General features: G+C 72.2%; 8 protein-coding genes and 1 pseudogene. 7 read left to right on the top strand and 2 right to left on the bottom strand.

All coding sequences use genetic code 11. From position 1 onward, the window contains the following. Positions 1 to 202 precede the first annotated feature (202 nt). Together MMF93_RS17010 and MMF93_RS17015 are read left to right on the top strand one after the other, a co-directional pair. Entirely contained in the window at positions 203 to 1,834 is a 1,632-nt protein-coding gene (locus MMF93_RS17010) for a protein kinase domain-containing protein (RefSeq protein ID WP_242752514.1), read from the top strand. 261 nt (positions 1,835 to 2,095) lie between these two features. Next, complete coding sequence (locus MMF93_RS17015; protein WP_242752516.1) at positions 2,096 to 3,139, top strand: phosphotransferase; 1,044 nt, start codon at positions 2,096 to 2,098, stop codon at positions 3,137 to 3,139. A gap of 55 nt (positions 3,140 to 3,194) precedes the next feature. Here MMF93_RS17015 and MMF93_RS17020 read toward each other — a convergent pair whose 3' ends face one another. Further along, a complete protein-coding gene (locus MMF93_RS17020) occupies positions 3,195 to 3,998 on the bottom strand; it encodes a response regulator (protein WP_242752524.1) in 804 nt (267 codons plus the stop codon). A gap of 394 nt (positions 3,999 to 4,392) precedes the next feature. On the opposite strand from MMF93_RS17020, the gene pdhA reads away from it, so the two are divergent. The 5 genes and pseudogenes from pdhA (at position 4,393) to MMF93_RS17045 (ending at position 10,962) form a co-directional block, all read left to right on the top strand. Further along, positions 4,393 to 6,000, top strand: a complete 1,608-nt coding sequence (gene pdhA / locus MMF93_RS17025) for a pyruvate dehydrogenase (acetyl-transferring) E1 component subunit alpha (RefSeq protein WP_242752526.1) — start codon at positions 4,393 to 4,395, stop codon at positions 5,998 to 6,000. A 2-nt stretch (positions 6,001 to 6,002) separates the two neighbouring features. Further along, on the top strand, positions 6,003 to 6,983 hold the full coding sequence (locus MMF93_RS17030; protein ID WP_114025521.1) for an alpha-ketoacid dehydrogenase subunit beta: 981 nt from the start codon (positions 6,003 to 6,005) through the stop codon (positions 6,981 to 6,983). A gap of 14 nt (positions 6,984 to 6,997) precedes the next feature. Continuing rightward, positions 6,998 to 8,614, top strand: a complete 1,617-nt coding sequence (locus tag MMF93_RS17035) for a dihydrolipoamide acetyltransferase family protein (RefSeq protein WP_242752528.1) — start codon at positions 6,998 to 7,000, stop codon at positions 8,612 to 8,614. A gap of 213 nt (positions 8,615 to 8,827) precedes the next feature. Beyond that, positions 8,828 to 9,535: pseudogene (locus MMF93_RS17040) on the top strand (GntR family transcriptional regulator); the annotation flags it as partial. Positions 9,536 to 9,642: 107 nt separating this feature from the next. Then, positions 9,643 to 10,962 carry an MFS transporter gene (locus tag MMF93_RS17045; RefSeq protein ID WP_242752532.1) on the top strand — a complete coding sequence of 440 codons (1,320 nt, stop codon included), beginning with the start codon at positions 9,643 to 9,645 and terminating at the stop codon, positions 10,960 to 10,962. 155 nt (positions 10,963 to 11,117) lie between these two features. On the opposite strand, the gene MMF93_RS17050 is transcribed toward MMF93_RS17045, so the two are convergent. Next, positions 11,118 to 11,951, bottom strand: coding sequence for a maleylpyruvate isomerase family mycothiol-dependent enzyme (locus tag MMF93_RS17050; protein ID WP_242752534.1), 834 nt, complete (start codon positions 11,949 to 11,951; stop codon positions 11,118 to 11,120). Positions 11,952 to 12,036: the final 85 nt, after the last annotated feature.

The raw sequence follows: 12,036 nt of genomic DNA on the forward strand, positions 1-12,036 counted from the left end.
CGCTGGGTCGCCGCCCCCGGGGGAGGGGCGCGGGCACAGACGTGCCGGAGCCAACTTGCGGGGCCGGTACGTCAGCTTGTTGGATGCGACTGGCGTAGCTCGGTATTCCGTCCCATCCATCCACCCCCCGCGTGCCTGTAGCCTCCTTGGGGGGAGTATCCACCGCGCGAAGTCCGCGGATTCGAATCGACGGCGAGGACTGATGGCACAGACGCAAGCCGCCGGGGGCCCTTCGGACCCCGACGCGACGGGCGGCGGCTCCCTGCCCGATTCGCCGGAGTTGTGGGGCAACAACGGCCTGGTCGGTGACGGCAGGTACCGCCTGACGCACCGCCTCGGGCGCGGTGGCATGGCCGAGGTCTTCGGTGCCGAGGACCTGCGTCTCGGGCGTACGGTCGCGGTCAAGCTGCTCCGCGCCGACCTGGCCGAGGATCCCGTCTCCAAGGCGCGCTTCACGCGCGAGGCCCAGTCCGTCGCGGGGCTCAACCACCACTCCGTCGTCGCGGTCTACGACTCCGGCGAAGAGGTGATCGGCGGCAACATCACGCCGTACATCGTGATGGAGCTCGTCGAGGGCAGCACGATCCGTGATCTGCTGCTGACCGCGGACGCGCCGCCGCCGGACCAGGCGTTGATCATCGTGTCCGGGGTGCTGGAGGCGCTGGCCTACAGCCATCAGCACGGCATCGTGCACCGTGACATCAAGCCCGCGAACGTGATCATCACGCGGGGCGGCGCGGTGAAGGTGATGGACTTCGGCATCGCCCGCGCCCTGCACGGTGCGTCGAACACCATGACGCAGACCGGCATGGTGATGGGCACTCCGCAGTACCTCTCCCCCGAGCAGGCGCTCGGCAAGACCGTCGACGCGCGCTCCGACCTGTATGCGACGGGCTGTCTGCTGTACGAGCTGCTGACGCGGCGCCCTCCGTTCACGGGTGAGACCCCGCTGTCGGTGGTCTACCAGCACGTGCAGGATGATCCGGTGCTCCCGTCCGAGGTGTCGGACGCGGTTCCGCCGGAGCTGGACGGCCTGACGATGCGCGCGCTGGCCAAGGAGCCGGACGACCGGTTCCAGACGGCTGAGGAGATGCGCGGGCTCACCCAGTACGCGCTGCAGATGCTGCACGAGCAGGGCGGCCACACCGGCGGCCTGTGGGACACGGGTCCGACCGCGCACTACGGCGGCTCGACCCCGGCCATGGGCGTGCCCGGTGCCGGTGCGCGCGCCCACCCCACGCACTCCGACACGTCGCAGATGGGTGCTCCGCTGCTGGCGGGCCCGCGGGACGACGACGGTGGCTTCGACGGTGGGCCCCGCGGCGGCGGCCGTGGCGGTGGTGGCGGCAAGGGGTTCAGGTACGCGCTGGTGGCGTTCCTGGCGGTCATCGCGATCGCGGGGGGCATCTTCTTCGCGCTCGGGCAGGACAACGACGGCAAGGACAACAAGCCGGACAAGCCGGACGTCACCAAGTCCGAGCAGAAGGACAAGAAGTCCTCCGACGATCCCGACCCCACCCCGTCCGAGACGGAACAGGACCAGCCGGGCACCAGCGACGGCGGCACGGGCGACTGGACGCCCAGCGACCGGCCTTCGGAGACGGCGCCGAGCGATACCGACCCGAGCCCCACGCAGCCGTCCGAGACCGGTGACCCCTCGCAGACGCACAACGGTGGCAACGAGGGCGGCGCCCACGACGGCGGGAACGACGGCGGCAAGCCGACCAAGACGCAGTCGCCGCCCACCAACGGCGGCAACGAGAACGGCGGCGACAACGGGGACAGCGGCGACGGCGGTCTCATCGGCAGCAACGAGGGCACCGGCGACGAGTGATCCGGCGGGCGGTGACGCCCCGCCGCCGGGGCCTGCCCTCGCCTGTCGACCGACCGGCCGCCAGGGCCTGCCTGGACCTGGCGACAGGGCCTGCCTGGACCTGGCGACAGGCCCCGCCTGAACCTGGCGACAGGCCGCACACCTCGGCAGGTGCTGTCCGCACACCCAGCCAGGCAGTGAGTACACACGTGCGTAGTGGGTGGGGTGCGGGCTGTTGACGCCTGCGGGGTGTGGTCCGGTGTGCGGCCCTACGATGCCGCCGTGCAGCCGTCTTCCCTTTCCCGGCCCCTGACTCAGGGCACGCTCGAGGTCCTGCTGGGGCGGTACGCGGGCGTGGGGGACCCCGTGGCGTGCGAGCCCGTCTCGCACGGGCTGCTCAACAGGGGGTACCGGGTGACGACGACCCGGGGTTGCTACTTCCTCAAACACCATCTGGACGGTCAGTCCGCGCGCTCCCGCATCGAGTGCCGGCACCGGGCGGCGGCGCGCCTCGGTGAGCTGGGGCTGCCCGTGGTGCCCGTGGTGCCGGACGCGGAGGGCAGGTCGGTGGTGGTGGCGGCGGACGGCCGCTGTTTCGCGCTGCACCCCTGGATCGAGGGCGGGCACCGGCACGGCAGCGAGCTGTCTCTGGCACAGTGCGCCGGGCTGGGCACCCTGCTGGGGCGGGTGCACACCCGGCTGGCGCGGGCCGGCGTGCCGAGAGCTCCGCGCGGCGCGCAGGGGAGCGCCGACCCGGCGGCGACGTACGAGACGATCGGTGCGCTGCTGGAGCGGGTGCGGGCGCGGCGGCGTCGGGACAGTTTCGACGAGCTGGCCGAGCACCGGCTGACCGAGCGCAGGGCGCTGCTGCGGCACCATGCGCGGGAGCGGCCCGGCGCCGTGCAGGACCGGTTCTACGGCTGGGTGCACGGGGACTTCCATCCGCTGAACCTGCTGTACGCGCCGGGCGGTGCCACGGCGCGTGTGGTGGCGATCCTCGACTGGGACCGGCTGAGTGTGCAGCCGCGCGCCGAGGAGGCCGTGCGGGGCGCGGCGATCTTCTTCCTGCGGCCGGGCGGCACCCTGGACCTGCGCAGGGTGCGGGCCTTCGCGCGCGCCTACCGGGGCGGGGCGCGCGCCCCGCGCGAGGAGCTGGCGGCCGCCGTGCACCGGGTGTGGTGGGAGCGGTTGAACGATTTCTGGATGCTGCGCTGGCGCTACGAGCGCAGCGACGGCCGGGTGGATGTGCAGTTCCCGGCCGCGGCGGCGCTCGTGGTGTGGTGGACGGCGCACTACGAGGCGGTGCGCGCCGCCTTCTGCGATTAGAGGTGACCTCGGCCAGGCGAGGGGTGGCCTCGGCCGGGCGAGACGGGTGGCGGTGTCACCCGTGGTGCGGGTCGTCGTGGCCGTCGGAGGCGCGGAGTCTGGCGATGTAGGCGGCGGCCTGGGTGCGCCGTTCCATACCGAGCTTGGCCAGCAGCCCGGACACGTAGTTCTTGACCGTCTTCTCGGCCAGGTGCAGCCGTTCGCCGATCACCCGGTTGGTCAGCCCTTCGCCGATCAGTCCGAGGATGGTGCGCTCCTGGGGGGTGAGGGCGGCCAGCCTCTCGTCCCGTCGCCTGACGTGGCCGCCGCCGGAGTCGGAACCCGTACCGGAACCGGAACCCGTACCGGAACCGGAACCCGCACCGGAACCGGAACCCGTACCGGAATCGGTGCCGGCAGCGGAATCGGTGCCGGCGCCCGTGGCTGAGCCGTGCAGCCGGTCCAGCAGGCGCCGGGTGTCTGCGGGGTCGAGCAGCGAGGCGCCTGTCGCGACCTCGTGCACCGAGCGGAGGAGTTCGCCGCGGCTGAGTTCCTTGAGGACGTATCCGGAGGCTCCGGCCATCACGGAGGCCAGGAGTGCCTCGTCGTCGGCGTAGGAGGTGAGCATCAGACAGTGGATGGACTCGTCGCGGGAGCGGACCTCGCGGCAGACCTCGATGCCGCTGCCGTCGGGCAGCCGCACGTCCAGGATGGCCACGTCGGGGCGGGTGGCGGCGATGCCGTCGAGCGCGTCGGCCGCCGTACCGGCCTCTCCGGCGATCTCGAGGGCGGGGTCGGCGGCGAGCATGTCGCGCACGCCTCTGCGGACGACCTCGTGGTCGTCGACCAGGAATACCCGGGTTCGTCCGTTTTCGGGCACATTCTCAGTCTCACATACTGATCGGCTCTCCACTCTTCCCGGGTCCCCGCACCCCGGGTTACCGTGCGGGTGTCCGCGGCTCGCGAGGCCGTGACCAGTGATGTCCCGACTCATCGCACACATACTTGGACTTCCGGGTTCTTACTTGGATATCCGAGCAAAGTTGCAGGTCAGGGCCGCCTCGTGCGTCTATGGAGATGCCAGCCATGGCTGGGGCGCCCCGACGGGGTCGGTACAGCGGGCCGCGACCGGGACATGCAGTCACCACCCGGTGCCGACCGCGACGCTCCCACCCCGTGCGCCGCACGGGACCGGGCGAGCCTCCCCCCGCCAGTGGGTGGGGGAGCCCCAGGTCACCGGCAACCCCGGGGGCCGGACAGACGGAGGAGCACACGTGACCGTGGAGAGCACTGCCGCGCGGAGCACCGCGCGCCGCGGCGGCACCGGAGGAAAGGGCGCCACCCAGGCCGCCCCCGGCGGCGACGCCGCGAACGGCAGGGCGGAGGCCGGCGAGGCGACCGCCACCGCCTCCGGCAAGTCCCGCAAGCCCGCGGCGAAGCCTTCGAAGCCTCCGAAGGCTTCCAACGCTTCCAACGCTTCGGCGAAGGCCTCGGCCAAGGCACCGGCGAAGAAGGCGGCCGGAAGCGCCGCGAAGACCTCGTCGGGGAGCACGCCGAAGACCGCCTCGAAGGCGGCTTCGAAGGCCAATGCGAAGACGGCTTCCAAGACGGCCTCCAGGACGGCTTCGAACGCTGCCTCGAAGAACGGGTCGAAGGCCCCGGCGAAGCGCTCAACGAAGGCGCAGGCAACCTCCTCGCGCACGTCCTCGCGCACGTCCTCGCGCACCGCCGCCGCACGCCCGGCCCGCAGTGGCGACCCCGCGCGCGGCACCGGTATCGGCGCCGCGCCCGTCGAGCCCGAGCTGGTGCAGCTGCTCACTCCGGAGGGCGAGCGCGTCACCCATCCGGAGTACGACGTCGACCTGAGTGCGGAGGAGCTCCAGGGCCTCTACCGTGACATGGTGCTCACGCGCCGTTTCGACGCGGAGGCCACCGCGCTCCAGCGGCAGGGCGAGCTCGGCCTGTGGGCGTCCCTGCTCGGCCAGGAGGCCGCGCAGATCGGCTCCGGCAGGGCCCTGCGCCCGGACGACTACGTCTTTCCCACCTACCGCGAGCACGGCGTCGCCTGGTGCCGCGACGTGGACCCGACGATGCTGCTGGGCATGTTCCGCGGTGTGAACAACGGCGGCTGGGACCCGAACAGCAACAACTTCCACCTCTACACGATCGTGATCGGCTCCCAGGTCCTGCACGCGGCCGGGTACGCGATGGGTGTGGCCAAGGACGGCGCGGACTCCGCCGTCGTCGCCTACTTCGGTGACGGCGCCTCCAGCCAGGGAGACGTGGCCGAGGCGTTCACGTTCGCCGCGGTCTACAACGCCCCGGTCGTCTTCTTCTGCCAGAACAACCAGTGGGCGATCTCCGAGCCCACCGAGCGCCAGTCACGGGTGCCGATCTACCAGCGCGCCCAGGGCTTCGGCTTCCCCGGCGTCCGCGTCGACGGCAACGACGTGCTGGCCTGCCTGGCGGTGACCAAGGCGGCCGTGGAGCGCGCGCGCAGGGGCGAGGGCCCGATGCTCATCGAGGCGTTCACCTACCGCATGGGCGCCCACACCACCTCCGACGACCCGACCCGCTACCGCGCGGACGACGAGCGCGCCGCCTGGGAGGCGAAGGACCCGATCCAGCGACTGCGCGGCTACCTGGAGCGCGAGGAGCTGGCCGACTCCGCCTTCTTCGCCTCGATCGACGAGGAGAGCGAGGAGATGGGCCGGCACGTGCGGGACGCCATCCGCACGATGCCCGATCCCGACACCATGGCGATGTTCGAGAACGTCTACGCGGACGGGCACGCGCTCGTGGATGAGGAGCGCGCACAGTTCGCCGCCTACCAGGCGTCGTTCGAGCCCGAGAGTGTCTCCGGCGCGGGGGAAGGTAAGTGACCATGGCCGTTCAGAAGCTCCCCCTCGCCAAGGCGATCAACGCCTCGCTGCGCACCGCGCTGGAGAACGACCCGAAGGTCCTCGTCATGGGCGAGGACGTCGGCAAGCTCGGTGGCGTCTTCCGCGTCACCGACGGGCTGCAGAAGGACTTCGGCGAGGACCGGGTCGTGGACACGCCGCTGGCTGAGTCCGGCATCGTCGGCACCGCGATCGGCCTGGCACTGCGCGGCTACCGGCCCGTCGTCGAGATCCAGTTCGACGGTTTCGTCTTCCCCGCCTACGACCAGATCGTCACCCAGCTCGCCAAGATGCACGCGCGGGCCCTGGGCAAGATCAAGCTGCCCGTCGTCATCCGGATTCCCTACGGCGGCGGCATCGGCGCCGTCGAGCACCACAGCGAGTCGCCGGAGACGCTGTTCGCGCACGTCGCGGGCCTCAAGTGCGTCTCGCCCTCGAACTCCTCCGACGCCTACTGGATGCTGCAGCAGGCCATCGAGAGCGACGATCCGGTCATCTTCTTCGAGCCCAAGCGGCGCTACTGGGACAAGGGCGAGGTCGACCCCTCCGCCATCCCGGCTCCGCTGCACTCCGCGAAGATCGCCCGCCAGGGCACCGCGCTCACCCTGGCCGCCTACGGCCCGATGGTGAAGGTCTGCATGGAGGCGGCGGCCGCCGCCGAGGAAGAGGGCAACTCGCTGGAGGTCGTGGATCTGCGCTCCATGTCGCCGATCGACTTCGACACCGTGCAGCGTTCCGTCGAGCGGACGGGCCGCCTCGTGCTCGTCCACGAGGCGCCGGTCTTCCTGGGCACCGGTGCCGAGATCGCCGCCCGCATCACCGAGCGGTGCTTCTACCATCTTGAAGCACCGGTGCTGCGCGTCGGCGGGTTCCACGCGCCGTACCCACCGGCGCGGCTGGAGGACGAGTACCTGCCCAACCTGGACCGGGTGCTCGATGCCGTCGACCGCGCGCTGGCGTACTGAGGAGAGCCGTGACGATGACCAACAGCGCACAGGCCGCGCAGCCGGCCGCCGGCGTCCGTGAGTTCAAGATGCCCGACGTGGGCGAGGGGCTGACGGAGGCGGAGATCCTCAAGTGGTACGTCCAGCCCGGGGACACCGTCGCCGACGGCCAGGTCGTCTGCGAGGTGGAGACGGCCAAGGCCGCCGTCGAACTGCCCATCCCCTTCGACGGCGTGGTGCACGACCTGCGCTTCGACGAGGGCACCACGGTGGACGTCGGCACCCCCATCATCACCGTCGACACGGGCGGCCCCGCGGCCGGTTCGGGCGGCGGCGACGCGTCCGCGGCGCAGGCCGCGCTGGAGACGGGCGCCGGTGCCGCGGCCGAGGTGGCCGAGGAGGCCGCCGTGACGGAGGAGGCCGCCGCCACCGGGGAGGAGGCCGAGCCGGAGGGCCGGCAGCCCGTGCTGGTCGGCTACGGCGTGGCCACCGGTTCCACCAAGCGCCGTCCGCGCAAGCCCGCGCCCGCGCGGGACGCGGCGGCGGGCTCAGCCGCCACGGGGACGGCACCGGCCGCCTCCCCGGCACCGGCCGCTTCCGTGGCGCCAGCCGCCTCGGCACCGGTCGCCGAGCCCGCTTCGGCGGCCGAGCCCGCTCCGGGCGACGACGGCGCTGTGGGGGTGAACGGTGCCTCGGGCGTGAACGGCCAGGGGGAGCCCTCCGCGGTCGCCGGCTCGCGGCCGCTGGCCAAGCCGCCCGTCCGCAAGCTGGCCAAGGATCTCGGCATCGACCTGGCGACGGTCGTCCCGAGTGGCCCCGACGGGATCGTCACCCGCGACGACGTGCACGCCGCCGCCGCCCGGGCCGCCGCGCCCGCGGCACCCGCGGCGGGGCGGGAGTCCGCCGAGCCCGCCGCCTTGTCCGCGGAGCCGTCCGCCTCGGCGGGCGCCGCACGCGAGACCCGCATTCCGGTCAAGGGCGTACGCAAGGCCACCGCGCAAGCCATGGTCGACAGCGCGTTCACGGCGCCGCACGTGACCGAGTTCGTGACCGTGGACGTCACCCGGACGATGAAGCTCGTCGCCGATCTCAAGCAGGACCCCGAGATGGCGGGCGTGCGGATCAACCCGCTGCTGCTGGTCGCCAAGGCGTTCCTGGTGGCCATCCGCCGCCACCCGGAGGTCAACGCCTCCTGGGACGAGGAGCGCCAGGAGATCGTCCGCAAGCACTACGTCAACCTCGGCATCGCGGCGGCCACCCCGCGCGGGCTGATCGTCCCCAACATCAAGGACGCGCACGACAAGACGCTGCCCGAACTGGCGTCCGCGCTCGGTGAGCTGGTCGCCACCGCCCGCGAGGGCAGGACCAGTCCCGCCGCGATGAGCGGCGGCACGGTGACGATCACCAACGTCGGGGTCTTCGGCGTGGACACCGGCACGCCGATCCTCAACCCCGGCGAGTCCGCCATCCTGGCCTTCGGTCAGGTGCGCGAACAGCCTTGGGTGCACAAGGGCAAGGTCAAGCCGCGGCACGTCACCACGCTGGCGCTCTCCTTCGACCACCGCCTCGTCGACGGCGAACTCGGCTCCAAGGTCCTCGCCGACATCGCCGCCGTCCTGGAGCAGCCCAAGCGGCTGATGCTGTGGCAGTGACCAGGCGGCGCCGGGCCTGAACCGCGCCCCCGGCCGGGGGCGCGGACGCAGGGCACGGGACGCAGGACACGGGACGCAGGACTCGGGACGAGAAGGGGGCGGGGGCGCGGCAGCCCTCGCCCCCTTCTTCGTCGTCCAAGGCCGTACGAGGTGCCCCGTCCCACATCGCGGAAGCGGAAACCGTCGCATCCGTCTTGTATCTATGATGCGTGCATGCCTTCCGCCGCACCCCCCACCCACCGCGCCACCACCCACACCGGCACCCCGAAACAGCAGCTCGGTCAGGAGAAGCAACCGCCCGCCGCGCAGCGCGTGTACGCGCACGTGAAGCAGGCGGTGCTGGAGCGGCGCTACGAGGGGGGCATGCTCCTGACGGAGGGCGAGCTCGCCGAGGCCGTCGGCGTCTCGCGCACGCCCGTCCGCGAGGGCCTGCTCCGCCTGGAGGTGGAGGGCCTGATCCGGCTGTACCCGAAGAAGGGTGCGCTGGTGCTGCCCGTCTCGGTGCAGGAGGTCGAGGACGTCGTCGAGACCCGCCTGCTGGTCGAGCAGCACGCGGTCCGCCGTGCGGTGCCCGTCTCGGACGCGCTGGTGGCCCGGCTCGAAGAGCTGCTTCAGGAGCAGCGGACCCACGCGGCCTCTGGTGACCTTCCCGCCTTCTCCGCCGCCGACCGCGGCTTCCACGCCACCCTCGTCCAGGCGACGGGCAACCAGATCCTCACCCGCCTCTACGACCAGCTGCGCGACCGCCAGCTGCGGATGGGCGTCGCCGTGATGCACGCGCACCCCGACCGGGTCGCGAAGAACATCGCCGAGCACGCCGACATCCTGCGCACGCTGCGCGAGGGCGACACGGACGCCGCGGCGCGCGCCGTCCACCAGCACGTCAGCCGGGTCCGCCACCTGATGCGCGGTGACGAGCGCACCGGCGGCCAGAGCGACCTCCCGACGAGCGGCCAGAGCGACCTCCCGACGAGCGGCCAGGGTGACGACCGGACGAGCGGCCAGGGTGACGACCGGGGGGACGGCCGATGAGTACCACCGCCTCTCCCCACGCCGTCCGACTGCCCGGCGACCCGCCCGGCGGACCCCGCGCCTGGTGGGTGTGGGGTATCGGCGTCGCCGTCTACTTCGTCGCCGTCACCTTCCGCACCAGCCTCGGCGTGGCGGGTCTCGACGCGGCGCACCGCTTCGACATCAACGCCTCCGCGCTCTCCAGCTTCTCCATCCTGCAACTCCTCGTCTACGCGGGGATGCAGATACCCGTGGGCCTGCTGGTGGACCGCTGGGGCACCCGCCGCATCCTGCTGCTGGGCATCCTGCTGTTCACCGCGGGCCAGTTCGGCTTCGCGCTGTCGGCCTCGTACGGCACCGCGCTGGCCTCCCGCGCGCTGCTGGGCTGCGGGGACGCGATGACGTTCATCGCCGTCCTGCGCCTGGGGGCGCGCTGGTTCCCGGCCCGCCGCGGACCGGTGATCGCCCAGGTGGCGGCGCTGATCGGGATGGCGGGCAACCTGGTGACGACACTCGTCCTCGCCCGCGTCCTGGCAAGCCTCGGCTGGACGCCGACGTTCGCGGGCAGCGCGGCGGGCGGCCTGGTCATCCTGGCGCTCGTCGTCTTCTTCCTGCGGGACCACCCGGAGGGCCACGAGCCGCCGGCCGTCCCCAAGGCCGAGGCCACGGGTCCGGGCTTCATCCGCCGGCAGATCGGCGCGGCCTGGCGGGAGCCGGGCACCCGCGCCGGGATGTGGGTGCACTTCACCTGCCAGTTCCCCGGCATGGTCTTCCTGCTGCTGTGGGGCATGCCCTTCCTGGTCGAGGCGCAGGGGCTCGACAAGGGCACGGCCGGTGAGCTGCTGACTCTCGTGGTGGTCTCCAACATGTGCTGCGGACTGGTCTACGGGCAGGTCATCTCCCGGCACCACGCCGCGCGCACCCCGCTGGTGCTGGGCACCGTCGGCGCGACCGCCCTCGTGTGGGCCGCGGCCCTCGCCTGGCCGGGCAAGGACCCCATGTGGCTGCTGGTGGTGCTGTGCGTGGTGCTCGGCGCGTGCGGCCCGGGCTCGATGATCGGCTTCGACTTCTCCCGTCCCGCCAACCCGCCCGAGCGGCACGGCACCGCGTCCGGCATCGTCAACATGGGCGGGTTCACCGCCTCGATGACGACGCTGTTCGCCGTCGGGGTCCTGCTCGACCTGACGGGGGACAACTACCGGATCGCCTTCGCGAGCGTCTTCGTCCTCCAGGCGCTGGGCCTGGTGCAGTTCGCCCGGCTGCGGGGGCGCGCGGTACGGCGCGAGCGCGAACGCGTGGTGGCCAGCCGCGTGGAGGCGGTGCACGTCCCGGTGTGACGGCGGCGCGGCGGACCCCACGCGCCACGGCCACGCACCACACGCCACTCCGCCGCGGTCCCTCCGGGGCCTGTGTCCGACCGTCACCCCCTCAGGGGGTGACGACTCCACAACGCCACACCGTCACCGCGGCACCGCGGTACGGCGGCACCGGTTCACGGCGTCACCGAGAAGTGGCGCAGGATCGCGGCGGCCAGCTCCGCGTCGCCGTCGATCTTGACGCGGTCCGCGACGGCGTCCGGCCGTACGCGGCCCGCGGCCAGCCGGGAGTAGGTCTCCCAGTCCATGGCGAGGGTGACGGCGGGGCCCAGCGAGACGCTGCCGTCGACGGTGCCCCGGCCCTCCTTGTCCACGCGCACCGTCCGCATGAACTCGACGGGGCCGCTCACATCGAAGACGACCGCGGAGTTCAGCGGGGCTCCGGCGTCCTTGGCGACGACCTTGGGCAGCCCGGCGAGCATCACGTCCCTGGCCACGTGGGCGCCGGGCGAGTCCAGGTTGCCGGGCTTGTCCAGGGCGCGGCGCAGATCCTGTTCGTGCACCCACACGTCGAAGGCGCGCAGCATCAGCTGGCGCTCCAGCGGCAGTTTGCGGGGCCCGAACGGCACGACGCTGTTGATCTCCGCCTCCGGCCCGCGCTTCTCGTTCCGCAGCTGCCGCGAGCGGCGGATGAGCGTGTATTCGAACTCGCTGGTCATCTCCGGGCCCGTGTGGTGCCGCCGCACATCGACCTGGACCTCCATGTGACGGCTCGTCTCGTCGACGACGTGACGGATGTCGCGGGGCAGGGCGTGGATCGGTCGCGGATCGCCCAGGAGTTCGCACTCGACGCCGATGATGTGGGAGACCACATCGCGCACCGACCAGCCCGGACAGTCGGTCCGCCCGTTCCACTCCCCTTCCACGAGCGGAGTGACCAGCTCGGATATCGCTTCCATGGACTGCGTCCACGCGTCAACGTAGGGCTGAAGGCTTGGGTGGTCGGTCACGGGACCCCTCGGCTTGCGGTTCGCTGGCTGGCTCGTTCGAGCTTGCGGCTCGTTCGGCATACGAACAAGTCCGCGCACTGGACTG

It is taken from the genome of Streptomyces tubbatahanensis (assembly GCF_022699385.1).
GTDB classification, from domain to species: domain Bacteria; phylum Actinomycetota; class Actinomycetes; order Streptomycetales; family Streptomycetaceae; genus Streptomyces; species Streptomyces diacarni.

Coding starts and splice junctions, on each gene's coding strand:
- MMF93_RS17010 (WP_242752514.1), top strand. CDS start 203: ATGGCACAGACGCAAGCCGCCGGGGGCCCTTCGGACCCCGACGCGACG.
- MMF93_RS17030 (WP_114025521.1), top strand. CDS start 6,003: ATGGCCGTTCAGAAGCTCCCCCTCGCCAAGGCGATCAACGCCTCGCTG.
- MMF93_RS17035 (WP_242752528.1), top strand. CDS start 6,998: ATGACCAACAGCGCACAGGCCGCGCAGCCGGCCGCCGGCGTCCGTGAG.
- MMF93_RS17045 (WP_242752532.1), top strand. CDS start 9,643: ATGAGTACCACCGCCTCTCCCCACGCCGTCCGACTGCCCGGCGACCCG.